Raw genomic sequence first — 22,966 nt, 5'->3', positions numbered from 1 at the left:
CTTTACTCGGCTTCTGCAGCAGCTTGAATCGCTTCAATCAATTTATCTTTGGTGAGTGAAGCATCAAGCTCAATTTCATATTCATGTAAAGCAAATTCAATGAGCTGTGCCTTTGTCAAAGTAGCCAAATCTACTTCCTGATCTTCATCCTCGCTCTCAACCAAGGTGCCACGACCACGGCGTAACAGATCTTGTGCTAAAGCATGTGGAACTTCGACCTCATCACCTTTTTTACGAATTTCACCTTCAATTACGACGGCAGAAGTTAAAGCAATTACGACAGTTGTTTTCATGGATATATGCTCACAAAAATGGAAAGATAAGCCACTGCAGTGGCTCTTCAATTAGACAGTTTTCTTGCCGTAGCAAATGGACTCAGTGTTACGTAAAACAAAATCCACATCTTGGAAGCCCACAATGCGTAAACCGCCTTTAGCACTTAACGAATAAGGATCAATCGTGAGATCCAAACCGCCCCACATCGCAATGATCAAATCTGCAAAGTTGCCGAAGAACACGTCACCCGCTTCAATTTGATTGGTGACCTCAGTTCGATAACCATTCACGGTATTACCTGGTTCCCAAATCGTGCTTTCTGTCCCCGCTCCCATTCGTGGTGCTGTTTTGAAATGACCACGCATGGCTGCATTAATCACATAGGACATACGATCGACATCGGCATTGTCTGAAGCAATTTCAGATTCCATCGCCACCATTTCAGCAAAGGTCGGATTAAGGGCTCCAAAGCTCACCGCGTTTACACCTGAGATATTTTTTAAACCTAGTGGCTGGTTATCTCCGCCTGTACCGTAATAAGCCGCTTTATCAATTTTCAAAGCCAAAGCACGGTTTAAATCATTCCAGACTAATTGTTCCGCAGCGGGTGAACTTTGCTGCATGAGCTTACGGCTGATCTCAACACGACCACCCACCGTTTTAGGGCTTAGTTTTAATTGACCTGTTGCAGGACTAGATGCAGGAACGTCCTCCTCCTCACCCAGCCAATAGGCAGTTGCACCACCTGTTTGCTTTGGAATTTCGGCATCACCTACCAATCCATCCATAATGAAACCTAAACTCATAATGGTTGAGCGATTACGTAGCATTTCGATGAACATATCGGAACGGTGGTCGGTTCCAACCAAAGTTGCACCATTTTGAGAAGTACCCACTTCAAATACGCGACTCAGCACATCTGCAGGTACTAAAATTCCTTGAGCTGAACGACCATAGGCCTTTTGTGCCGCTTCTGAACATTCAAGCTCAAATGCTGCTGCTTCACGGTCTGCTTGAGTGGCATTTGGCAACATGGCACGTACCGCACGCATTAAACTAAATGAACGTGCTTCATCCCCCGTAAGACCGATATTGGCATTGTTGCTTTTTGGCTGCTCAGTAATAGGTTTACCCTGATTGTCATGCATACGCTCTAAAATTGCGTTTTGCAGATCGGCTGGTGACTTATTTTCATCAATGTACTGACGTACTAAATCACTCGCGCCAAAACGCTCACCTAACTGCATTAATTCGCTGACACGCTTACGCTCTGCTTCTGCACCACGTTCGGCTGTATCACCTACTGCACGTACCATTTCAATGTCGCCATAACGCTCACCATTTTCATTGACACGCTGACGGACTTGATTACCGTCTTTATCTGTAAAGTAGTCCCAATTCATACGATTTGCTCTTTGCTGATTCGCTGGAATAATTGCTATAGGCTCATTTTGTGGAACGTCAGCGTTATTTTCATTATTCACAATTGCGGAACGACCAACCCCTACATTTGTATCTGCAGGAATAGATACGAGAGAAATTTCATAGGGCTGCCACTCTGTAATCAGATAGATATCTTCTTCTTTGCGTTGCTCTTTCAGAATGGCTTTTTGGATGGTGTAACCAACGCTGATATTGGTCCGAATCAGATCATCAATGTCTTGTAGGATTTCCTCACCACGTGCGGATTTACTCAAGCGAACCAATGCACGTCCTTTACGCTGAGAATGATCTAACCAAGCATTTTCAACCACACCCACTTGATCACGAGAGTTATGATCCATTAAGAACGGCGCACGGGTATTCAAGCGAGAGAAATCAATTGCCCCTTGGCTATGATCCAGAATTTCAACACCAAACCAACGGCCTACCTCTGTTTCACTTGAAAAGGAAAGCTCGACCGTTCGCTTTTCCATGTCCACTTTGAAATCATCAACGACATAGTTACGAACCAGTTTGTCTTTATTAAAATCAGGTAAAGGCATTGTTTGAGAAGCATCTCGGGTAAACGTCATACCTGCTAAAGCCATTGCCAAATCAGTTTTCAAAAATTTCATTACATGCCCTCTTTAGGTCGTCCGACCGCTGCAGTTTGTTTCCGTCCCATACTGGCCAAGATCATTTCTTCTGCTGTATCTTTACTGATGCCTTGAGCCACTAATTCATCAATCATGGCGCGAGTATCGCGGGCTATTTCAGACCATACGGTTTGTGGATCCTTACCTTGTTCACGAATAATGGCTCCTGCAGACGTCAGCATATTGTTCTTCGATTTTTCTGCAGCTGTTACATCGGCAGATGGATCAATCCAAGCCCAACGGCGTGGCTGCCAAGTGACTTGCGTATAGCGCTCAATATCTACAGCTTTCAATGGCACATTACCTTTCTTAATTAATCCCTTGAGCAAGGCATATTCCAGCCATGCGTAATAGACAGGCTCGACTAAAGCTTCAATCAACCATTGTTGAAGTTCTTTCCAATGCTCACGCTCATCTAAAGTTCCCTGGCGAATACTGGAAAAATTCACGCCCTCAAGGTCTGAGGCTAAGTTGTTATAGAGCACCCCCATACCTGCGGCCATTGAGCGCAGCATGGCTTTATGGAAAGGTAGAAATTCACCTGTTGGATAATTGGGAGACCACTCTTTGAGCTCAGCTCCTTCAGGTAACATTGGAAATTCACCGGCTTGTGATTCAATTTGGATTTCATCGTCGTCTTCAAACTTGGGACCAAAGCCGTCCTTCCACTGAATAAAACCCATTTTGTTGGCAGAGACACGCGCATTCACAATCGCTGAATCTTCAAACTCTGAGAGTTGTTTCATACGAAATAGACTGGTAGCCGTCCAAGGCATCCCACGCTTTTGCCCAACAATTTCTTCTAAATAACCATGGATGACTTGTTCAGCAGGTACACGGATATAGTTCCCAGAGCCAAATCGGTATTGTTTTTCTTCTTCTGAGTCACTATCAAAGTAGTATGCGATCGGACGCCCAAATGCATTAAATTCGATGCCCTGACGAATGAAACGACCACCTGAGAGTTTTGCGCTATACATAATTGGGCAGCGCTGAGCATCAATCATTTGTAGAGCAAAACCATAACTCCCCGCATCAACACCACGGATAATCCGCACAAAGAATTCACCATCTTTCGCCGCCGAAATCACACAAGAACGCTGAATAGAACGCCATGACTTTTTGCCCTGGATATCGCAGTGGTTTTTCTTATTCCAATTCGACCATTCCTGCTCAACCGCATCACACAGTTTATTGTCTAATTTCCCCTGCGCATTGCGGATCTGAGCCTGAAGCGTTACACCTTGTGGACCAACGATATTTTGATGGGTTAAGCGTAAATAATTTCGTCCATAATCATTATTGGCGCATTGCTCCCGACTACGTGCAACAAGGGTTCGCTGGTATCGCTCTACGATTAAATCTGCGGGTATTGGTGTCGATGGCCAAGCTGAGGTTAAACGATCACTCACACCTGCTTTAAACCAACGAACAGCATTGCGAAAAACTCGACTCCCTCTTTTTACGACTGACTCATCTAATACAGGGTTTATCTGCGTGACATTCGGAACTTCAGCAATTTGGCGTTTAAAAATATTCATTCAAGCGATTACCCCAATTTAACCCGTACGACACGACTAAACAGGCTTTTACCTGATGCTTTCGCCTGCTCACGAGCAACTTCAGCGCGGTATTGATTACGCAATCGAATCAAAGTCTCCATTGGAGTGCGGTATAGCTCACGGTTATTAATGCGATAGCGCTCTTGGTCTAAGCTGGCACGACCTTCAATGACCGCTTCTAATGCCGTTAAAGTTTTTTGCGCATGGCTTCTCAAATCGGCATTTTCTGTAATAGATGCAAGATCCGCTTTAATCTCAATCACACCTGATTCAAGTTCTACTACCTCACCCGTGTCAGAATTCACTGCACGAAGTGAGAAACCGTAATGACCAGCTTTATAGTCTTTTGAGATATTTGCTGGCACGTTGAATACATGCATATTTCCCTGCGCTGTAGACTGCAGATCAATTGCACTTGCACCACGTAGATATGCATAAATCGTCCAATCAGATGCAGGGTACGCAGTTAGATTCAGATTAAATTTAAACGTCGTACCCGCTTTGATTTGGTTGGGAAACAATTGACCACTCATGTATTTTTCTAACCAAAAATGCGCTTTTTCTTGGTTTTATCATCATTTTTTAAGTGGTTTTTTTCATTATTCACAATTGTAAAAACCCCCACATATAGCGAGGTTTTAAGCATGCAACACTCTAAAATTTCATTAATTTATCCATTTCAAGTGCGCCTTTAGAGTAAATCCATACAGAGTTACTAAGTTAAAACTTGCAAAATGTACCTTTTTTGGTACAATCCACTAAAGAGGAGCATCTTATGCCTGTACCACCAATGAGTGTGTTGTTCTTTAAGACAGAGAGCGGTAATGAACCAGTAAAAGAATGGCTTAAAGAATTCCAACCTATAGATAAAAAAACTATTGGCGAAGACATTCGGACTATTCAAATTGGTTGGCCACTGGGTATGCCTCTTGTCCGAAAAATGGATACTGACCTCTGGGAAATCAGGGTTAATATCTCTTTTGGAATTGCACGCATATTTTTTACTGTTAGCGACAACACCATGCTTTTGCTTCATGGGTTTGTTAAAAAGTCACAAAGTACACCAAAGACAGATTTAGCTTTAGCTAAAACAAGACTCAAACAGTCACGGAGATCATGATGAATAACTTCAACGACCAACATGTTGGTAGTAGTTTTGATGACTTCTTGCAAGAAGAAGGTTTACTTGAAGAAGCAACAGCAGTTGCAATCAAGCGAGTACTTGCATGGCAAATAGCTGAAGCAATGAAAGCTCAAAAGCTTACAAAAACGGCTATGGCTACAAAAATGCACACCAGTCGCGCATCTCTAAACCGCTTGCTTGATGAAGAGGACACTAGCCTCACATTAACTACTCTTGCAAGTGCAGCAAATGCACTCGGTCAAAAGATTCGAGTGGAACTTGTGCCTACATGACCCCTATGTAATTCAGTATTTAGGGCAATCCCCCTAAATATAATGATTCTAAAAAGCATCCTAAGGATGCTTTTTATTCCCAAAAACCCTTTTCTTTTTAATCACAGTATTTTTAGGAGCTGGAACCACTACCGATACAGCAGTTTTTTTAACGGCTTTACGCTTCAGCACTGTTTTAACTTCTGCAGTATTTTGATCAACCTCTTTTTTCACCTGAGGTTCATCAATTTCAATAGAAACACGCTCGGAGACACGCTTTAAATTCGGTTGCATGATTTTTAAAGCAGCCAAAGCATAAACACGACAATCGAGTGCTTCATTACGTGCCCGATCTGGCTTATGCCACTCACGAATCGGCTGTCCTTTCACATAACGAATAATTAATTTTTCAGCCGTTAATTGTCGGTACCACTCCATTTCTCGGTCATGTGGAAAGTGACAATAACCTGGTCCTTTCTTTTCCAAATCTAGACGGCGCATGACTGTCAGTTTTGCTTCGTCTACCCCGACAATAAATAAATCAATTTTCCGTTTATCTTTACCTGACTGTTTACGCTGAGGACTTTGCACAATTGGCATCCCCCAACCCGCACGCCCTTTAATTGCAAAGACTTTTCTGTTCCTACGGCTCTTTACATATTCATAAGCCCGTTGTGTATAACCTGCAGTACCACCCGTATCCAAACATGCAGCCGAAATACTGAGTTGAGCACCAGACTCATGCATATACGTATCTTCTAAAATATCATCGAGCTCTTCCCAAACCTCATCCCCCAGCGGATCACCCCAAAGTACTCGATAATCTATGGACCAACTTTCTTCACCTACACCCCAAGCGACAATTTCCAGCTCAAGCCGATCCATCTGCATATCAATGCCACAAGTTAGATAGACACCAGCATTGGGTATTTGAGCTGTAAATTCTTCGGCACGCAGTTGCAGTACTTCAGGATCCGCCTTGTCTCCGTTTTCCTCGTAGGTTTCACCCAGTGATACGTTTACAAATACCTGTAAATCATCAAGGGCTAACTTATCCAAATAGGACTGTACAATGTCTCGCATCTTACGGAAAGTCGAAAGCATCTCTGGTGCATGAAAACTAACATGGCCTTTAAATGGCTTTTCAGCCTTCCAGCCATGTCCTAATTTTTCAGCATTGCGAATCGCAGCAATACGCTCACCATCAGACCATAACTCACCACAGCATTCACAGCGATAAGCTGAAGTACTAACCTCATGATCTTGATCTAAGTCTTCTTTTGCATCTTGAAGATTCGTCGATTTACGTCCCTGCCAAATCACATTTTCCCAACGTAAAAATTGAGCTTCACCACAATGAGGACAAGGAACGTAATAACGGCGCTTATCACCTTGGTTAAATGCACTCTCAACCCGGCTTGCACCCGCAATAGTCGGCGTACTAGATTCTGTTCTTAAAGACTGATCGCCAAATGTTGCTGAACGCTGTGATAAGAGCTCTACAGGATCGCCTTCTGCAGTAGCCTCCATTCCGTCAATCTCATCCGCATGGGTGATAGGAGCTGATCGTCCACGTAATGTTTTTGGTGAGCCTGCCCAGCTAAACATCAACCAACCACCAATATACGAAATCATGCGACTATTATTCACACCATCACGGCCGCGAGGTTTTGCCATTTTCTCTGAAATGCGATCATTTGCTTCAAGCATTGGCCGCAACTTGGTCTCAAGAAATGTTCGGACATCGCCTTCAGTCGGCTGCACAAATATTTGAGATTTAGGCTCATGGGCAATAAAAAATGCGGTAATACACTGCTGTATCGTTGTTTTGCCTAATTGAGCACCAGTCATATAGGTAATACGGCGTACATCGTATTCTTTAATGGCATCAATCATGCCCCGTTGGTATGGCGCATTATCAAAACTGATAGGTCCAGGTATCGTGTTACCCAGAGGGATAACAATATTTTTTTCTGCCCATTCGCTTGGCAACATATCAGGTGGTGGAAGTAGATTAACCATGGCTCGCCGCATGGCTTCATATACTGCACCAATATTTGAAAAACTATTCATCTTCTTCTGGCCAATCTAATTCAGCGGATTGCTCTAACGCCAGAACAATTTCAGCACGGAGTTTTGTTTTGAACTTTCGTTCATCTGTCTCACCTATGAGCTGTAAAACTGCACGTTGGGGAACACCTAAAATATTTTGTCTAAGCTGGCCCATTGCCAAAGACCACATACGCTCAAACTCAGCAACAAGAGCTACCTCCCCCTTTTTAGTCGCCAGTTCCAACTCAGCAAGTTCTGTTTCTGCTTTCTGTTTTCGAATTCTTAGTAATTCAATATCATCAGGTATTTCACCTGTCGCATCTTCAACATCACGCTCACGTAACCAGTTGGAAACAGTCGCAGTATTAAATTTCCATTCTTGGCCACGACCACCTTTTTGAATATACGGACAACCACTACGAACCCAGTTATCAATTGTTGGTAGTGACACACCAAAGATATCGGCTAATCCCTGTCTGGTTACCTCTTGCCCTTTAATTACTGCAGACATGGAATCCCTTTTTTACTTCGATTTTCAGAATTAATATTTAAAAACAAATATTTATAAAAAATGAGACATAAACATAAACTACGGTTTTGAAATTCACGCAGATATGAAAACCTGCGAGGTCTTTGCCCCCGCCTTGGGTGCCCCTCTGGAAGTACCTTGGGAAACTATTTTTTCATTGATATTAGATGGTTCGGTCTGACCGTTGCATAAGGCTCTGTCCTGCTGGATCAGCGCTTGAGCACTCTTGAGTTGCTCTGCTACGGCGTCTGCTCTTGCGGCATACCGAATAAGAAATTCGACATCTGTGTCGTGAAGTCCGCCTGTTGTGGCTGCATGATGACTGACGGTGCTGTCGGCAACGATGGACACATCGGGACATTTCTTGGCTTTGAGTGAGTCGCGCAAGCTGAGATTGTTAGCGCGATACTCATCAATAAGAGTTGTTTCATTGTGCTGTAATTCCTTAATCTTTTCAAGGTACTTAGCCTCAAGTTGCTCTTGTTTTTTGTAACTATTTCGCTCACGATTTAACGCATGATCAGCCTTTGTTTTAAGGTCTTCGAGCTGCGTCTCATAAGTCTGTATTTGTTCTGATTGAGCACTGTTATATCCATAGTCATAACAGCACCAACCAATGAAAATACTGGTCAGTAAAAAGCCAAGAGCAACAATGAGTTTGATGTTCATATCGACCTACTTCAAAAATAGGAGTTTTTCTTTAGCACGGCGGTTCACCAGCCCGTTAATGACTTTGCCATTGTCATAGATCCAGCGGTCGAACTGATTAGCAGCTAATCCAAACTTTGATTGGTTAAGTAGTGTCAACATGGTGCTTTTTACAAATGCTTTCTCACCCACGTTGTATACGAATGAAGCGAGTGCATCGAATTGGTTTTGATTAAGTTTTACTTTGATGTGCTTATCAAGACATGCATCCACCCATTTGCAATCATTCATTAACCATAGGTCTGCTTGGCCTTGGGTGCAGGTATCACCTTGTTTGACGGTCACACTATTTGGATATTTGATCGTCCCATAGCCAATCGTCCAAACACCGCCAGTATCTTTATAGGCTTGGTTCCGAAAGCCTTCGCTTTCGCGGATGATGGCATAGCCATAGCCTGAAATATCAAACTGGCCACTTACGGCTTTGGTTAATGAAAACCCGATTAGCGTTGCGAATGTTGTTAAACCATGACATGCAATGATTTCATCACCAGCAATCACTTGTGACTGTTCAAGCTTGCCACCTGACATTGCCCGTAACCACGAATATGCCTGAGCAATTTGAGTCGTTTGATCAATGCTCATGACTTGCCACCCTTTTTCCAATTCTTCATCATTTCAACAAAGAATTTTTTAAAGCTAATCTGTTTATAAGCTCCTGACTTAATCCAAGCGAAGAACTCTTGTAGGACCAACCCACCAAGCGCACCAGTCAGAAAGCCAATACCACCCGCATGACTCGGTGCGAGCGCCGTGTAATGCATGATGAGTAAAGTGAGGTAATGTGCTGTAAATGCACCTGACAGTAAAAACACGGCGTAGTCTTTGGGTGTTTTAAGCTGTTCTTTGTTATATCGAGTTGCCACGGCTGCCCCCATCAATCCTGCAATGAAATATTGGAGTTCGCTCAAATACTTCACTACGGCTGCTAACCAATCTGGAAATGACATTCTTCTCTGTCTCTGAATCTATGGATGTATTCGGTATTTTTGTTCTTATTTCAGAGAAGTTTCATTATTCATAATTTCAGATCGAGTTGGTTTTGGTAAAACTCAGACTTCAAAATCTTGAGGACAATTCGTTCAGTCACATTAAAGAATTCAACCAGCTCTGTGATTGAAAATCCATTTTTCATCATGTTCTTAATGCCTTCATTGCGTGTCGACAGAATCATCTGATTACAGTGAGACAGCACTAAAAGCTCTCCACCAAAAACGGCCGACAGCTTGTGAGCATCGTCATAACCTAAGGCTTGAACCAAGTTATGCTCTGCAGTTAATTTTTTCAGCTTTGGTACATACAGTAGCAACTGGCCTCGACCGACCCGATTTTCTGTCTTATAGCGTCGACATTGGCTCACCAAGTACAAGGCCTGATCCCGCCCAATGACTTCTGCAATACTTTTTAAATCTCCACTGAGTCCGCTTAAGCTATTCATAGCACCCTCAAAACTTCGCTAATCGTTGAAACACCAACATGGCTGCATCACGTGCATGTTCATTGGTACGGCCTTTCCAACCTGTCATACGGAAAAAGTCTGTGGCTTTCTTTTTAGTGGCATTGGCTGCGGGATGAATCATTTTGTGCAGATAACCTTGCTCCTTACACCAGTCCTCCCATATTTGGGCATCACGTTTGACCGATCCAACGCCTTGCGCCTTTTCACGACCACCAGTAAACCAAGTACGTTGCCGAGCATCTTCAATATACAAACAGACGTTTTGAACGCCCCATGTTTGTACTGATTCTTTCACTTTGCTCATGGCTTGAGTGATAGATAAACACTCAACCTGTTCTAACTCTCCACCCTTGCCACGGTCTGCTGCAATGGCAAAGCCTGTCTTCACCCCTGTATCAATTCCAATCATGATTTTCATGCGTACATCATTCCCAATTCGTTTTTGTTATTCATAAATATTTTGTTCACTACTCCGATATATCCGCACCATCCAAAGTGTTCTTTCCAGTAATACCAACGTCCGTTGGTGCATTTCCAAAATGTTCCATCGTTTTCGATGTGTGTTGCGCCGTGTGGAATCATACTGCCCCCTGTAAACTTCCAGTGAAGCCAACTTGCTTGAGGTATGGTTCCCATTTCTTCGCTTGGGCTGGGTTCATCAGTTTGATGGCAATGCGTGATGCAAGTTGTTCGTATGAGTCACCCGGTGCGCTGTGCTTGCTGGCAAACTCTGGGTGATGTGCAAGTTTCTGTGCAAACGCTGAGATTTGTTTGTCAGTGAGGTGCTTCGGTTCTGCCGATGGTTTTGCTGAACCAGTAGATTGGGATCTATCTGCCGAAGTTTTGGCATGAGCCTGTTTTTCATATTTGAAATATGCTCGTATCAGCCAATCTGCAAACAGGTAGGTTAAAAACTCCTGATTGTGCTTTTTGCCAGCATTAAAATTTTCAAATGCTGCAAGCTCTCGACTGAACCAAGTCGCTTCTGTGATTTTCTCCACTGGTATCGAATCATTTGCCAAAACAATTTCGTCTTTCAAATTTTTCAAAACCAACCAGTTCTTTTTTTTATTTTGATAGTGTTTTTTGATAGTTGTTTTATGTGTGTTAAAAATTTTTACTAGTTGCAGTAAAGAATTTTTACTAGTCTGGTTAAAACTTTTAACTAGTAAATAATCTTTACTAGGGAACTTTAGGCGGATCTCAGTGACTGTTTGAACAGGTTTTACGCCTGTTTTGTACCCAAATGCTAGGTGGTTAAAATTTTTAACTAGGTCAATTTCAAATGGTATGAAGGACTTTACTAGTAAAAATTTTTTACTAGGGAATTTATATAATTCGCCGATGTTGTAGTTGTCGATCAATGAGTAAATATTGCCAAATTTTGATTGGTTATGTTTTTGCACCAGACCAACTTTTACTAATTCATTGAGGCATTTCACAACCGTTGGACGACTTTTACGGGACAACTCCTCCAATTGTGTCAATGATAATGAATCGCTCTCTTTTCCCCAGCCACGGGTTTTACGTACGATCAGTAAGTAAATCTTGACTGAAGCATCACTAAGCTTATTCATCGCGTCATCGACAAAAGCATTCGTGATCTGAAACGAGTTTGGAACAAATCTGCTCATGGGTTACCTCTATTTGTCGTCTACGCACTGGTGTATTTGTGCATCCAGTTCGGCCAGTATTTCGTGTAGTCGGTGAATGACCTTAGACATGTCTATGGCTTCTCCGCGTGTGATGCGTCCGTCTGCCATCATTTCTTTAAATAGCGTGTAGACGTTTCCACCTTTCATCCCAAAGCTCAGCACTAAGTCTGTGAGTGCTGTATCTCTGCATTCGGGTATGTCAGGCAGGTTTATTGCGACTTTGCCGTGTTGGGCATTGAGGCTTTGCAGTATTCGGTAGTCGTTGGTTAGCGCCATCAGCTTGGATGCTTCTACTAGCGTCAAGTGATGGGTGTCTGTATTTGGATTGACTTTGCTATTGAGCACGGCGGGACTTTTGATGCCCATACGGGGTGCGAGTGCGTTTGCTCCACCTTTGTAGTCGTGCACGGTGTGATAAGCAGCATCTAATATGTTCATAACGGCTTCCTTTGAACGTGTTTATTAGATGGGAGCTTTATTACTATTTTTAGTAGAACGAACGAATGTCCAATTGATGTCAGGTCTTAACTGCTCTGCTTTAACTTCTTTTTGAGTTATTTCTTCAATAGACAAACATCTTTCTTCAGGAATTTTATCGAAATTCCATTTACTTAAAGCCCACGGCGTAATTCCTAAACCACGGGCCAATGCAGCTTTACTACCCGCTATTTTTATTGCTTTTTCGAAAGCATCCTTTGGAGATAACATAATGCAACCATCAACACTACTAAAAGTAGAAGATAATATACTACCTAAAATAGAATTGGTGCAACTAAAAATACGAGGTAAACTTCTACCATTGGTAGAAAATGGAAAGAAACCAAAATTGCAAACAGCTAAATATCAAGAATTTGCATCTAGGCTTAAAGGTCTTATGGATAAAGACGGCTCGCCTATTAAAACTGTAAATCAGTTAAAAGATGCTATCGAAGTCACTTATGAAATGGCTCGTAGATATACGCTAGGTATTGCAAAGCCACGCGAAGAAAAAATGCAAATCTTGGCTGAAAAGTTTGATGTCGATATTAGTTATTTAGATCACGGAACTGGATCTGAGACAAATGTATCTGCGCCTTTTCCTATTGCGGGGCGCTTAGTTCCTGTTATTTCATGGGTACAAGCGGGTGCTTGGACGACTGCCGAAGCTGTGCCTGTAGGTACACAGTTTGATGAGTGGTTACCACCAAATCCTAAATGTGGAAAGCATGGCTATGGTTTAGAAGTTGTTGGCGAATCCATGCTTCCAGACTTCCGCCCTGGCGACAAAATTTATGTGAATCCTGACTTTCAAACAAATGATTTAAAAACAGGTGATTTAGTTATCGTTGCTTGCGATGGTGAAACAGAGGCTACTTTCAAAAAATTGATCGTTGAAAGCAATGGTATGTATTTAGAACCCTTAAACCCGAAATGGCTTGAAAAAATCATGGAGCTCCGTGAAGGATGTAAATTGGTTGGAAAAGTCGTTGGGCTATATCGTGATGTTTAATACTGAAAGAGTAATAATGTGAAATTAAAAAAAGTCATTTTTGATGCCAACGGTTTTAGAAAACTAAGATCATTAGAAATTGAGATAGCTGATAGAATAACAGTTATAGGCGGTCTCAATGGTATAGGTAAATCTACCCTTTTAGGATTGATTGCTAATGCTAGTGGTGTGAGCGGACGAAATGACCCAAGATCAAAAACAAAATCTTATATACGTAAGAAAAGTTATTTTGATTTACCATATCAAGCAAACTTTCAAGAACTATTTCACTTAGATGAGAATGACTATATAAAAGAGTTACAATCTAAAGGTAATATTGAGTTTTACTATGAAATACCACCTGTTGAATTAGAAGGTGAACTGAAAACTGAATTAATAAAGAAATGTAATGTTACTGAGCATCATGAAAACAATAAGCTAACAAGCTCTGATGAAATTGATAGCAAAACAGAAGATAATATATCTGAATTAAGATATAAAATTGTACCTAGAAGCTTAAACAAAGAATTAAGTATTTTAGCTAATATTGGTGTTGATGCAAAAGTTCCTATTCCTACAATTTATTTAGGCATGAGCCGTATGACACCTATCGGTGAAATAAAAACCGATAATATTAAAACTAAACAAATTCTAAATATGGATGAAGAAGATAAAAAATATTTTCAAAGTCTATTCCAAAGAATCATTAACTATGATCTAAGTGAAGACAAAAACATTATTGATTTAGATGTTAAACATTCACATAAAAAATTCAAAATTCCAAATTTAGCCCACAATCCTTTTTCAATTTCCCTTGGGCAGGACTCTTTGAGCTCAGTTTTCACAGCATTAGTATCATTCTATAGTCTTAAGAGATCATATCCAACTGAGTATCAAGGGGGAATCTTGGTAATTGATGAAATTGATACAGGGCTTCATCATGTTGCACAAGAAAAACTCCTTGACCTTTTAAAACAGGAAGCAAGAAGACTTAAACTTCAGATTATTTTTACAACTCACTCTTTAACCATTTTTAAAAATATTTTAGATATCCCTAAAGAACAAATTTCAAATGGAAAAATACTTGATAAAGTTGTGTATTTACATGATACTTTCAGACCAAAAATACTAAAAAGCCCTACGTACTTAAACATAAAAAATAATCAACTCTCCCTTTACAATAGACCTGTTCAAAATGAAAAAGAAATTAAAGTTTATTTTGAAGATGATGAAGCCGTATGGTTCTTTGAACAGATTTTAAAATCTCAAAAACTCACTAATTTAAATTCAGCATTTTCGGTAAATCTTAAAAATGTATCTTTGAAACTAAGTTGCTCTATCTTGTTAGATTTAGCAAATGCTGATGATTTTTTTAAAGAAGTTATTATTATTACAGATAATGATGTTCAGACTGAGCAGAAAAATAGAGATGTAATTAAAAATAATCCAAATATTTTATCATTACCAGGTGACAAAACATTTAACGTAAATACACCTCAGAAACTTCGAACACCAGAAAGAATTCTTTATGAGTTCCTAAACAGAAAATATGAAGGATATGATGACAATTTTTGGAATTCTCTTGAAAATATAAATCACGGTTATATAGATTTTGATTATGTTGGGAATAGTATCCTAGATTTGGAATTTTCTGAAAGTGTCTCAAATACAAAATACCGTGAGATAATGAAGACTTGGTTTAAAAAACATAAAGCCACCTTTGAAGATATAGATTTAGTTGGGCTTTGGGCCAAAGAAAATCAAAAGTCTGTTGATCATTTTTTAGATGATCTTAATTTTGCTATTAATTTTACCTCTACAAAAAAATGGCCTCTTGAATAAGTTTTATGATTAAATACGGCATGAGAACATATCACACCCCCCTTCGATACCCTGGTGGTAAAGGCAAATTTGCAAAATTTGTCAAAGATTTAATGACATTAAATAACCTTCACGGTGACTATCTCGAGCCATATGCGGGAGGTGCTGGAGTTGCCTTAGATTTACTTTTTAGTAATTGTTGCAACAACATCCACATCAATGACTTTGATATTGCTGTTTTTAATTTTTGGAAGTCAGTAACAGAAAATACTGAACAGTTCTTAAAGCTTGTTCATGATACAGAAATCACTATTGATGAATGGCATAGACAAAAATATATTCTTTCCACACCTGAACTACACACCCAACTTGAACATGGCTTTGCGACTTTCTTTCTGAATCGTACTAATCGTTCAGGAATATTGAAAGGTGGTGTGATCGGTGGAAAAAATCAAGATGGAAACTACAAATTAGATGCCCGTTTTCACAAAGAAAATTTATCTAAACGAATTGAAAAAATTGGGCAAAATAGCGATCGTATCAAAGTCTATAATTTAGATGCATTAGAGTTACTTAACACCGCAGATAGTCTCTTACCTGAAGAATCGCTTATTTATTTGGATCCACCATACTATGTTAAAGGTCAGGGGCTTTATCGGAACTTTTACGCTCACGGAGATCATGTAAAGATTCGTGAAGCTTTAGATAAAGTAAAAACTAAATGGATTGTATCTTATGACAATTGTGATCCTATTAAAGAAATTTATAGTGGATACGAAAAAGATGAATATGTACTAAATTACAGCGCATATAGTACTTCTAAAGGAAAAGAAGTTATGTTTTTTTGCAATTCAATTGTCCCAGTAGAGATGTCTATGAAACATAAACAACCTGAGTTAGATTTTATCTAATTAAAAAATGAGTGGGACATATATTTTCAGCATAACAAATCCCACTCATTGATATTATTAAACAGTTTCTGTAATTGGATAATATTCAACTTCAAAAGACCAAACTGAACTTACATTTTTAGAAATCGAGCCGCCGATATCTAAACCTTTGTTTGCAATTTCACCAGCAATTTTCCCACCACCTGTGAATGTATCTTTAAACTTAAGTGTCACTTGATGTTTAATTAAATGTCCCTCGAGACGATCTTGTGCCATCGTACGTAGATCAGTATCAATCATAGTCCATGATTTTAATTCATCCGGAATATAAGGGGCTTTTCTTGGCGTGCCGAACTCGCTATAAATCTCTCTAATTACAGCACCATTTTTTTCAAAATTTGCACTTATACCAATATTAGAACAAATAGCTTGCGGCAATTTAGTGTCTACGCTTAAATTTCCTTTCTGATCAAAAAATTTCGCATCTTTTAAAGTAATTGATTTTGCACCTAAAGAACTAGCTAATCGTCTAAATGCTGCTTCTTTTTCACGTGCCAAGGTTGCTTCATAATCGCATGGGCGAATGTAAACGTTTTCAAGAAATGGATGCTTTAGAAAAAAACTTCCATTAGTCGCCCTATCTCCGATATCAAATTGAATATTCATTGCTTGCACTGGTGAAACACAATGAATCTCTGTTGAAAGATTTAACTCTTTTTGTATCTGTTTCAAGATTTGTTCTTTGAGCACAGGTAATGCTTTAAAAGCTTGAGTCTCCTCCTTTTCCTCTCCCTTATCTTTGTCCTTTTTGCTAAAAAAACTTAATCCTGAACTGATCAATGATCCAACTGGACTAAAAGAGAACGCCGTACTAATAACTTCAGCAATATCTAACATCATTTGCTTATCAAATTTAATTTTTGACCCCTTCGCTAATTCTAGTAATTTTTCATCATCAGCAACTAAAATCAATTGTGGCTTCTCTTTCATTAACAGCACCTATCTTTTTTTTAAAGTCAGACCAATATTTTATTTTCAATATTATCAAAAAAATACAGAAACTTTATGTCTAGTGGCAAATAAATCCTCTTATAAATTATACTTTATGTTGACTTATTTTCTACTTTTAGTAGTATTTGTTTTACAGACAATAAAAAAGCACCCCTGCCTTCGAACTCATGGGTGCTTTGCAACTAAATGCGAGATAAGTATGAAACAAAAGCCTATATCCAGTCAAACGACACCTATCCTTTTCCAACACCCTACAACTACCGAACTACGTCCTGCACTTCGCTCAATCATTTGGGTAAATCTACGCGACTTTGCCCTTTTCCTTGGTTTAGCTTTCGTATGCTGGTTAGTCATCACTGCAGTTTTAATGGCAGTTGGAGGGTAAGGACATGACGAATAATTTTAACCTTTCAGGCACTCAAGCATTTGATGCAATGATGGCAGGTAAACAAATCTTATGCCGTCATGTAAGTGACTTACTTAACTTTGATACTCTCGATAACTTCCCTGCCACCATCTTTGCAACACAGGGCTATGAGTTCTGCATCAAAATTGAAACCATTGAAGTTGCTGGTATTACATTTGCTAAACCTCTGACTCCCGATGAAGTTCAACACGGCGATGATGTTTATATTGTTCAAGCCAGTGGCGAGATACATCACTATAAATACCAAGTCTGCAATGAAGCACTTAATCAATCTATCGCACGTGGCTTTGCACAACGTGATCCAGATAATGCACAGCTACAGGCAGAGGCTTTCTGTAAACTCTTTGACCGTGTATACCGTGAAGCAGTAATTGTTGAAATGGATACTCAACCAAAGCAAAAACGTGGTCGTAAACCTAAAGCCGAAGAAAATACAACGCCAGAGCATATTGAACATAAACCAGTCACTGATTCTGATGTTGATCTAGCATCTAAAGAAGCAGTTAAAACACTCCCACAAGAACCTGCAATTGAAACTGATCCTATCAAGCTAGTTGAAAAGTTTGCGGCTCAGATCAGTGAATGCGTAAAAGTTGAACCTCTGCTAACACTCCGTTATGCATTTTCTGCTAATGGTTATCTTGAGCGAGAGCATGTTCATCATCTATTCGACTTAGTTGAAGCTAAGTTGATCGAATTAGATCCTAAACAATACGCGCCAAAATTAGATACATCAGCATTGCCCCAAGTTGAAATTCAAGAGGTGAAACCTAACCTGCTTGATGACATTAACAAGGAAGCAGAACAAGCTGCATCAAAAGAAAGCGCTGAAAGTTTTCATTCATCTGTCGATGTCGATTTGTTTTATAAAAAGAGAAAACAGGTTTTAATCAATCGTATTTATGAAATAGATACCATCGCTGATTTAGTGCTATTCGCTCCTGCCATTCCAGCAGCAAGACTTAAACCAGCCGATCATAACGAACTACTAAGCATCTACGCTGAACGAAAGAATTCAATGCAGGCTGCTGACTCTATAGGAGCAAAGGAGGAAACTCCAAATGGCTGCTAATATCCAACGCCTCAAGCTCAGCGTATTTGCTGAACGCTATTGGCAAGATGAAGAATCCCGCCCATGCCGTGACACACTGGTCAGCCATATCAAACGTGGTTGGCTCAGTGGTAAAAAAATTGGTAAACAATGGTATGTCGAATGTACCAGTTGGGGTGCGCCGTTGTTCTATACAGATGAAGTGCCTAAGGTCGAGCTTAAGTCTCCACCTAAAACGGGTAACTCCATTGCAGACCGAATTTTAGCGGAGATTTAATATGGCTCCTCGAGGTCGCAAGTCGGGGAACTTGGACTTACCTCCCCATGTCGAAGTCGACAAAAAGCCCAATGGCACCATGTACTTCCGCTACCTCCTTCCGAACGGACAGCGGAAGTCACTCGGTAAAGACCGTAATGAAGCCATTAAGGCAGCTCAGGCACTCAATACCGTGCTTGAGCGTAACCCAGACATTGTGTCTAAAATTCTATCTTCAGTAGAAAAAGCACATAAGCAAAGTAATATTCCAAACTTTGGCCAAGCATTGGATGAATATGAAAAGCTGCACTTACCCAAGAAGAAACTTGCTAAAAACACCTTGGTGAATGTCACGGCGAACATTGGTAAATATCAGGATATGTGGGGGCAGTTCTATTGCACCGACATTACCCTACTCATGATTTCTGAATACCTGAAACAGCAGACCGACTTTCAGGCAGAAAAGCACCGTTCACAGCTTATAGACATTTGGAAATACTTTGTGGCCAACGGCTGGGCACCTGAAAATATTGCAGAGAAAACCTTAAAGCCAATACGACCAGAAAAGGTCAGAACGCGACATTCCAACGAATCGCTTGAAATTGTAAAAGCTGTTTGTCCGCCCTGGTTAAAACTGGCAATTGATCTTGCACTGCATTCCATTCAACGGCGTGCCGATCTGGTGGTGATGGAACGTTCAAGCATTAACATTAAAGACAACACCATGACCGTACTGCAGCATAAATCGCTAAATTACGACAAGCCCGTGTTTATTGAAGTAGATATGCATCCTGAGCTACGAGAAGTCGTATTGCTGTGTATAGAGCATTCTATGCGACTACGCTGCCCTTACCTGATTTCGACTCGACCAGACCGCATAAACGAGCAAATCCGCAATGCGAAACTGCATCCTTTTGCTGTAACGGAGGATCATATTACCAAGCAGTTTAAGAAGTATCGGGACTTGTCTGGTGCGTATGATCATTTGGAACTAAACCAAAGACCATCGCTGCATGATTTACGTGCTTTGGGCATTTATAACATCACGCAGAAGTATGGAAAGAAATACGCACAGGCACTGGCTGGCCATGCAACTGTGAAAATGACGGATCACTATTTAGAGGGTCACGAAGCACCTAAACCTGAGCGGATTAGCTACCGTTAGTTATCGTTTTTAAATTTAAATGGGCGAGTTATTAACAGTAGGAAAATATTTCATTCCCCGAAAATACCCCGAAAGTTCCCCGAAAACAAAAAGCCCACTTTTTAAGTGGGCTTTAATGTGTTGAAATATCAACGAATTTTGGTAGGTATATCCAGACTCGAACTGGAGACCTCTACGATGTCAACGTAGCGCTCTAACCAACTGAGCTATACACCTAAAGTTCCTGCATAATATTCACTTTTAAAAAGTATGACAAGCGCTATTTCTTGTTTTTTAACGCAGATGTGCAAGTTTTAAGCATTCGTTTAAATTGTTGAATATTTTTTGCATTCAACCGATTGAAATAACGTATTTGTTGATAATAATCAGCTGCCTGCTTAAATAAAACTTGCTGTTCAGGTTTAACCTCTTGAGCTAAACGCAACAACCATTTGTTTACCGTTTCGGCATTTTGCTTACGCTGCTCTGCGGTTAAGCTTTTAGAAAAATGCAAAATTGCAAGATCATATTCAGAAATCTGAGCACGTTTACGCCAAAATATAGCGAACCAGTACAATAGAACTAATCCACCAATACTGATCATAATCAGCAATACTAATGAATAGCTGGATTGAAGTCCCAATTTTTGCAACCACCCCCTTTGAGTTTCTGCATTATAACCAACGACTTTGCTTTGCCATTGATAACTGGCATAGTCACTCCAAATCCGCATTTTATTTAATACGGAATAGCGCTGTACATTCCACCGACTACTCTGCCCCCAAACCCTAGTATCTTGACTCATTAAGTCTTGCATACCCTGTTCAATACGCTGTGGCGCAATCATGGCTGTTGGATCATAGCGTTTCCAGTGCCCATCCACAAAAACTTCTGTCCATGCATGTGCATCTAACTGTCGAACTTCCCAACTTTTTGCATCTGGTGAAAGCTGGCCACCTTGATAACCGACCACGATACGGGCAGGAATTCCCACATAACGCATCAACATCGCAAAACTAGAGGCATAATGTTCACAAAACCCTTGTTTGGACTGAAACAAAAACTCATCAATACGATGCTGCCCCAACAAGCCTGGCTGCAAGGTATAGCTAAAGCCATTGTTGCGATACCACTGCAAAACATTTTGGATATAACGGTTTGGATTGGCATTACTTTGTTTAAAGAGTTGTTGTGCAAATTGTTGTGCTTTCAGATCTATTTGCTCAGGCGCTTTTAAGTTAATACTTCGTTGCACATTGGATAATTTAGTTTGAGTAAGTTGGACATTTCCCATCCATTGTAGTGAAATCGGCTCTACACGCTGTACTTGACGATAAGCCTGAATACTCCAATCCTGACGTAGCTGATAACGTCGCTCTAAAGGTTGTGAATATTCCAATCCCATGATCCAAGGAATCGCGGCATCAGCGGGTAAATATTGATAGTTCCATTTTTTAGATGCAGATATTTGGCCTAGCGTCTCATTTGCAATACTTTGCTGATTGATAAAACTACTGGTCCACTTTTGACCATCATACTGATCTAAGACCATCGCACGCCAGTAAAGCTCAGAACGCTTTGGGAGCTGACTAACATCGCCAATAATACGAAAAGCCAAATGACTCGACTGAGATAATTGTGCAATATCACCAGGTGACATACTGTCGCTCATGCCTGTCACTGCTTTATTTTCAGGAATTGGAATATGCCAAAGTGGGGGTAAGCGTGGAAAAAACATAAACAACAGCACAAAAAAAGGCAGTGCGAGACCTACAAATTTAATGACGTGTTTTGCATCTTGCTTTAAAGCCAAACTACTCGAATTTTGAGATACGAAAAAACTGGTTTGAACTCGATACAGTCCCAATAAACAACTGAGCAAGCACAGTAAAACCATGGCAGCCATCATAAATGACTGACTATGTAGAAACATACTCGCCGCAACAAATAATGCAAAATTAAACAAAATGATCACATCACGCTGCGTTTTTGTTTCTAAGGCTTTCGCAAAGAGAAAGATGCTTAAAATAGCTACGCCCGCTTCCACCCCTAAAAAGCTTTGATAGCTCCAAAAAGTGACCGCTAGAGCAGCAAGGGTCAAAATGTAAATTGCCCATTTCGGGAAATGGTTGCCCGTAGATTGCATGAAATTCCACAGACAACCGATACAAATGGCGAAAATGACACTCAATAGCACAGGGCTAAAACTTAGTTGTGTGACCCAAATCAAACTCAGTGTCAGTACAATGGCAATACGAATAGAAGAATGCATATTTCTCTCCTATGCCTGTGCCAAAAGTAATTTAGCTTGAAAATATTGTTCTCGACCTATGCCTTTGGCTAGCTCAGCATGTGGTAAATACAATGCATAGGCGTACTGCAACTGCTCACATTGTTCAACCAAGCCCATCATCAAACTTAACTTTTCTTCATGCGAAGGGCTCGGCATATGTGCATAGTGGATTTCTAAACTGTGCTGATCCTGATGTTGTTCAAAGACTTTAATGAATAAACCTTGTCCTTGCGCCACTTGTTTCCATGAAACAGCCTGTAGAGAGTCACCTTCTTTAAAATTTCGCAATTCGCGGAATTCATCCATATCAGGTTCAAAACTGTGTTGCTGTTGTTTGTTTTCAGCCGCCAAAGACTTAGCTTGAGGTGCTATCCACACAGGTGCTTGGATAAAAAAATAACTCCATGCACGAACAAGGCCAAACGGATATGTTGAGTAAATTTTGATTTGAGGGAAACCAAACTGCCCGCGATCTTTTGGAAAAAAATTTAAATCGACCACCTTATGGATATCTTGAATAAACAACTGTTCTATATGATCTGCATAAGCAATCCAGAGGTATCGAGGCTGTGAATGATGTTGTTTGAAATGCATTTGTAATTGCAATGCACTCTCAACCTGCCCTATTTCAGGTAAAACCAGATCAATACTAAGACCATGCAACTGCTTAAAAGTTAAATAAAAACTCATACACAGCACAGCGCTGATTAAGAAACAAAACGCTAAAATTAAGTTATTGGCATAATTCACCCCTGCAATGAAGGTGATGAAAATCAAAACCAAATACAAATATCCTTGCTGATAAATAAACACCAATACATCTTTTTGGGTCAGTTGTTTTTCAGCCTTAAATTGAAAGCGTTTCGTAATCCAGTTTTGCCACAGCATGCG

General features: G+C 40.3%; 26 protein-coding genes and 1 tRNA gene. 9 read left to right on the top strand and 18 right to left on the bottom strand.

Going from position 1 to position 22,966, the window contains the following annotated elements; all coding sequences use genetic code 11:
* Positions 1–2: 2 nt before the first annotated feature.
* The 4 genes from DPG01_RS08340 to DPG01_RS08325 are packed head-to-tail and all read right to left on the bottom strand — an operon-like array spanning position 3 to position 4,449.
* Positions 3–293 (bottom strand): hypothetical protein, encoded by a 291-nt coding sequence (locus tag DPG01_RS08340; protein ID WP_110974768.1) that lies wholly within the window; start codon positions 291–293, stop codon positions 3–5.
* 51 nt (positions 294–344) lie between these two features.
* On the bottom strand, positions 345–2,333 hold the full coding sequence (locus DPG01_RS08335; protein ID WP_110974767.1) for a phage major capsid protein: 1,989 nt from the start codon (positions 2,331–2,333) through the stop codon (positions 345–347).
* The gene (locus DPG01_RS08330) at positions 2,333–3,895 is read right to left on the bottom strand and encodes a phage portal protein (protein ID WP_110974766.1); all 1,563 of its coding nucleotides are present in this window, start codon (positions 3,893–3,895) and stop codon (positions 2,333–2,335) included. Before DPG01_RS08330 ends, DPG01_RS08335 begins: the two co-directional genes overlap by 1 nt.
* 8 nt (positions 3,896–3,903) lie before the next feature.
* Positions 3,904–4,449 carry a hypothetical protein gene (locus DPG01_RS08325; protein ID WP_110974765.1) on the bottom strand — a complete coding sequence of 182 codons (546 nt, stop codon included), beginning with the start codon at positions 4,447–4,449 and terminating at the stop codon, positions 3,904–3,906.
* 242 nt (positions 4,450–4,691) lie between these two features.
* On the opposite strand from DPG01_RS08325, the gene DPG01_RS08320 reads away from it, so the two are divergent.
* Positions 4,692–5,036, top strand: a complete 345-nt coding sequence (locus tag DPG01_RS08320; protein WP_227556864.1) for a type II toxin-antitoxin system RelE/ParE family toxin — start codon at positions 4,692–4,694, stop codon at positions 5,034–5,036.
* Positions 5,036–5,332 carry an XRE family transcriptional regulator gene (locus DPG01_RS08315; RefSeq protein WP_110974764.1) on the top strand — a complete coding sequence of 99 codons (297 nt, stop codon included), beginning with the start codon at positions 5,036–5,038 and terminating at the stop codon, positions 5,330–5,332. The genes DPG01_RS08320 and DPG01_RS08315 overlap by 1 nt, the downstream gene beginning before the upstream one ends.
* A 60-nt stretch (positions 5,333–5,392) precedes the next feature.
* On the opposite strand, the gene DPG01_RS08310 is transcribed toward DPG01_RS08315, so the two are convergent.
* From DPG01_RS08310 to DPG01_RS08265, 10 genes are all read right to left on the bottom strand, one after another.
* The gene (locus DPG01_RS08310) at positions 5,393–7,384 is read right to left on the bottom strand and encodes a phage terminase large subunit family protein (protein ID WP_110974763.1); all 1,992 of its coding nucleotides are present in this window, start codon (positions 7,382–7,384) and stop codon (positions 5,393–5,395) included.
* Complete coding sequence (locus DPG01_RS08305; protein ID WP_110974762.1) at positions 7,377–7,874, bottom strand: terminase small subunit; 498 nt, start codon at positions 7,872–7,874, stop codon at positions 7,377–7,379. The genes DPG01_RS08310 and DPG01_RS08305 overlap by 8 nt, the downstream gene beginning before the upstream one ends.
* 93 nt (positions 7,875–7,967) lie before the next feature.
* Entirely contained in the window at positions 7,968–8,561 is a 594-nt protein-coding gene (locus tag DPG01_RS08300) for a hypothetical protein (protein ID WP_110974761.1), read from the bottom strand.
* Between the two features lie 6 nt (positions 8,562–8,567).
* Positions 8,568–9,185 (bottom strand): lysozyme, encoded by a 618-nt coding sequence (locus DPG01_RS08295; RefSeq protein WP_110974760.1) that lies wholly within the window; start codon positions 9,183–9,185, stop codon positions 8,568–8,570.
* Positions 9,182–9,550, bottom strand: a complete 369-nt coding sequence (locus DPG01_RS08290; RefSeq protein WP_110974759.1) for a hypothetical protein — start codon at positions 9,548–9,550, stop codon at positions 9,182–9,184. The genes DPG01_RS08295 and DPG01_RS08290 overlap by 4 nt, the downstream gene beginning before the upstream one ends.
* Positions 9,551–9,618: 68 nt before the next feature.
* Positions 9,619–10,038, bottom strand: a complete 420-nt coding sequence (locus DPG01_RS08285) for a Mor transcription activator family protein (RefSeq protein WP_110974758.1) — start codon at positions 10,036–10,038, stop codon at positions 9,619–9,621.
* A gap of 7 nt (positions 10,039–10,045) precedes the next feature.
* On the bottom strand, positions 10,046–10,477 hold the full coding sequence (locus DPG01_RS08280; protein WP_110974757.1) for a hypothetical protein: 432 nt from the start codon (positions 10,475–10,477) through the stop codon (positions 10,046–10,048).
* 160 nt (positions 10,478–10,637) lie between these two features.
* Entirely contained in the window at positions 10,638–11,693 is a 1,056-nt protein-coding gene (locus DPG01_RS08275; RefSeq protein WP_110974756.1) for a replication protein, read from the bottom strand.
* A 9-nt stretch (positions 11,694–11,702) separates the two neighbouring features.
* Entirely contained in the window at positions 11,703–12,152 is a 450-nt protein-coding gene (locus DPG01_RS08270) for a phage regulatory CII family protein (RefSeq protein WP_087011036.1), read from the bottom strand.
* Positions 12,153–12,176: 24 nt separating this feature from the next.
* Positions 12,177–12,422, bottom strand: a complete 246-nt coding sequence (locus DPG01_RS08265; protein ID WP_110974755.1) for a transcriptional regulator — start codon at positions 12,420–12,422, stop codon at positions 12,177–12,179.
* Position 12,423: 1 nt separating this feature from the next.
* On the opposite strand from DPG01_RS08265, the gene DPG01_RS08260 reads away from it, so the two are divergent.
* From DPG01_RS08260 to DPG01_RS08250, 3 genes are read left to right on the top strand one after another with little or no spacing between them, the layout of a single operon-like run.
* Positions 12,424–13,203 carry a LexA family protein gene (locus tag DPG01_RS08260; protein WP_110974754.1) on the top strand — a complete coding sequence of 260 codons (780 nt, stop codon included), beginning with the start codon at positions 12,424–12,426 and terminating at the stop codon, positions 13,201–13,203.
* 18 nt (positions 13,204–13,221) lie between these two features.
* Positions 13,222–15,024 carry an ATP-binding protein gene (locus DPG01_RS08255; protein ID WP_110974753.1) on the top strand — a complete coding sequence of 601 codons (1,803 nt, stop codon included), beginning with the start codon at positions 13,222–13,224 and terminating at the stop codon, positions 15,022–15,024.
* A 20-nt stretch (positions 15,025–15,044) separates the two neighbouring features.
* The gene (locus DPG01_RS08250; protein WP_110974793.1) at positions 15,045–15,914 is read left to right on the top strand and encodes a DNA adenine methylase; all 870 of its coding nucleotides are present in this window, start codon (positions 15,045–15,047) and stop codon (positions 15,912–15,914) included.
* A gap of 57 nt (positions 15,915–15,971) precedes the next feature.
* Here the strand turns inward: DPG01_RS08250 and DPG01_RS08245 are convergent, their stop codons facing one another.
* A complete protein-coding gene (locus DPG01_RS08245) occupies positions 15,972–16,883 on the bottom strand; it encodes a hypothetical protein (protein WP_110974752.1) in 912 nt (303 codons plus the stop codon).
* 220 nt (positions 16,884–17,103) lie between these two features.
* Between DPG01_RS08245 and DPG01_RS08240 the strand changes: the two genes are divergently transcribed.
* The 4 genes from DPG01_RS08240 to DPG01_RS08225 are packed head-to-tail and all read left to right on the top strand — an operon-like array spanning position 17,104 to position 19,803.
* The gene (locus DPG01_RS08240) at positions 17,104–17,289 is read left to right on the top strand and encodes a hypothetical protein (RefSeq protein WP_110974751.1); all 186 of its coding nucleotides are present in this window, start codon (positions 17,104–17,106) and stop codon (positions 17,287–17,289) included.
* A gap of 4 nt (positions 17,290–17,293) precedes the next feature.
* Entirely contained in the window at positions 17,294–18,403 is a 1,110-nt protein-coding gene (locus tag DPG01_RS08235) for a hypothetical protein (RefSeq protein ID WP_110974750.1), read from the top strand.
* Positions 18,393–18,659, top strand: coding sequence for a hypothetical protein (locus tag DPG01_RS08230; RefSeq protein WP_110974749.1), 267 nt, complete (start codon positions 18,393–18,395; stop codon positions 18,657–18,659). The genes DPG01_RS08235 and DPG01_RS08230 overlap by 11 nt, the downstream gene beginning before the upstream one ends.
* A gap of 1 nt (position 18,660) precedes the next feature.
* Complete coding sequence (locus DPG01_RS08225) at positions 18,661–19,803, top strand: phage integrase Arm DNA-binding domain-containing protein (protein ID WP_110974748.1); 1,143 nt, start codon at positions 18,661–18,663, stop codon at positions 19,801–19,803.
* Positions 19,804–19,942: 139 nt separating this feature from the next.
* Here DPG01_RS08225 and DPG01_RS08220 read toward each other — a convergent pair.
* From DPG01_RS08220 to DPG01_RS08210, 3 genes are all read right to left on the bottom strand, one after another.
* Positions 19,943–20,019 (bottom strand) — tRNA-Val (locus DPG01_RS08220).
* Positions 20,020–20,062: 43 nt separating this feature from the next.
* A complete protein-coding gene (locus tag DPG01_RS08215; protein ID WP_110974747.1) occupies positions 20,063–22,054 on the bottom strand; it encodes a transglutaminaseTgpA domain-containing protein in 1,992 nt (663 codons plus the stop codon).
* Positions 22,055–22,063: 9 nt separating this feature from the next.
* The gene (locus tag DPG01_RS08210) at positions 22,064–22,963 is read right to left on the bottom strand and encodes a DUF58 domain-containing protein (RefSeq protein WP_086209563.1); all 900 of its coding nucleotides are present in this window, start codon (positions 22,961–22,963) and stop codon (positions 22,064–22,066) included.
* Positions 22,964–22,966 lie beyond the last annotated feature (3 nt).

This window comes from Acinetobacter sp. WCHAc060042 (genome assembly GCF_003231195.1).
Classification (GTDB): domain Bacteria; phylum Pseudomonadota; class Gammaproteobacteria; order Pseudomonadales; family Moraxellaceae; genus Acinetobacter.
This window is presented reverse-complemented; position numbering and strand designations above follow the sequence as displayed.

What these genes read in the sequence shown, in the direction of transcription:
- DPG01_RS08325 (WP_110974765.1), bottom strand. Translation starts at nt 4,449, where the DNA reads ATGAGTGGTCAATTGTTTCCCAACCAAATCAAAGCGGGTACGACGTTT.
- DPG01_RS08300 (WP_110974761.1), bottom strand. Translation starts at nt 8,561, where the DNA reads ATGAACATCAAACTCATTGTTGCTCTTGGCTTTTTACTGACCAGTATT.
- DPG01_RS08270 (WP_087011036.1), bottom strand. Translation starts at nt 12,152, where the DNA reads ATGAACATATTAGATGCTGCTTATCACACCGTGCACGACTACAAAGGT.
- DPG01_RS08280 (WP_110974757.1), bottom strand. Translation starts at nt 10,477, where the DNA reads ATGAAAATCATGATTGGAATTGATACAGGGGTGAAGACAGGCTTTGCC.
- DPG01_RS08240 (WP_110974751.1), top strand. Translation starts at nt 17,104, where the DNA reads ATGAAACAAAAGCCTATATCCAGTCAAACGACACCTATCCTTTTCCAA.
- DPG01_RS08320 (WP_227556864.1), top strand. Translation starts at nt 4,692, where the DNA reads ATGCCTGTACCACCAATGAGTGTGTTGTTCTTTAAGACAGAGAGCGGT.
- DPG01_RS08290 (WP_110974759.1), bottom strand. Translation starts at nt 9,550, where the DNA reads ATGTCATTTCCAGATTGGTTAGCAGCCGTAGTGAAGTATTTGAGCGAA.
- DPG01_RS08315 (WP_110974764.1), top strand. Translation starts at nt 5,036, where the DNA reads ATGAATAACTTCAACGACCAACATGTTGGTAGTAGTTTTGATGACTTC.
- DPG01_RS08295 (WP_110974760.1), bottom strand. Translation starts at nt 9,185, where the DNA reads ATGAGCATTGATCAAACGACTCAAATTGCTCAGGCATATTCGTGGTTA.
- DPG01_RS08215 (WP_110974747.1), bottom strand. Translation starts at nt 22,054, where the DNA reads ATGCATTCTTCTATTCGTATTGCCATTGTACTGACACTGAGTTTGATT.
- DPG01_RS08330 (WP_110974766.1), bottom strand. Translation starts at nt 3,895, where the DNA reads ATGAATATTTTTAAACGCCAAATTGCTGAAGTTCCGAATGTCACGCAG.
- DPG01_RS08305 (WP_110974762.1), bottom strand. Translation starts at nt 7,874, where the DNA reads ATGTCTGCAGTAATTAAAGGGCAAGAGGTAACCAGACAGGGATTAGCC.
- DPG01_RS08285 (WP_110974758.1), bottom strand. Translation starts at nt 10,038, where the DNA reads ATGAATAGCTTAAGCGGACTCAGTGGAGATTTAAAAAGTATTGCAGAA.
- DPG01_RS08265 (WP_110974755.1), bottom strand. Translation starts at nt 12,422, where the DNA reads ATGTTATCTCCAAAGGATGCTTTCGAAAAAGCAATAAAAATAGCGGGT.
- DPG01_RS08210 (WP_086209563.1), bottom strand. Translation starts at nt 22,963, where the DNA reads ATGCTGTGGCAAAACTGGATTACGAAACGCTTTCAATTTAAGGCTGAA.
- DPG01_RS08250 (WP_110974793.1), top strand. Translation starts at nt 15,045, where the DNA reads ATGAGAACATATCACACCCCCCTTCGATACCCTGGTGGTAAAGGCAAA.
- DPG01_RS08340 (WP_110974768.1), bottom strand. Translation starts at nt 293, where the DNA reads ATGAAAACAACTGTCGTAATTGCTTTAACTTCTGCCGTCGTAATTGAA.
- DPG01_RS08245 (WP_110974752.1), bottom strand. Translation starts at nt 16,883, where the DNA reads ATGAAAGAGAAGCCACAATTGATTTTAGTTGCTGATGATGAAAAATTA.
- DPG01_RS08275 (WP_110974756.1), bottom strand. Translation starts at nt 11,693, where the DNA reads ATGAGCAGATTTGTTCCAAACTCGTTTCAGATCACGAATGCTTTTGTC.
- DPG01_RS08335 (WP_110974767.1), bottom strand. Translation starts at nt 2,333, where the DNA reads ATGAAATTTTTGAAAACTGATTTGGCAATGGCTTTAGCAGGTATGACG.
- DPG01_RS08225 (WP_110974748.1), top strand. Translation starts at nt 18,661, where the DNA reads ATGGCTCCTCGAGGTCGCAAGTCGGGGAACTTGGACTTACCTCCCCAT.
- DPG01_RS08260 (WP_110974754.1), top strand. Translation starts at nt 12,424, where the DNA reads ATGCAACCATCAACACTACTAAAAGTAGAAGATAATATACTACCTAAA.
- DPG01_RS08235 (WP_110974750.1), top strand. Translation starts at nt 17,294, where the DNA reads ATGACGAATAATTTTAACCTTTCAGGCACTCAAGCATTTGATGCAATG.
- DPG01_RS08310 (WP_110974763.1), bottom strand. Translation starts at nt 7,384, where the DNA reads ATGAATAGTTTTTCAAATATTGGTGCAGTATATGAAGCCATGCGGCGA.
- DPG01_RS08230 (WP_110974749.1), top strand. Translation starts at nt 18,393, where the DNA reads ATGGCTGCTAATATCCAACGCCTCAAGCTCAGCGTATTTGCTGAACGC.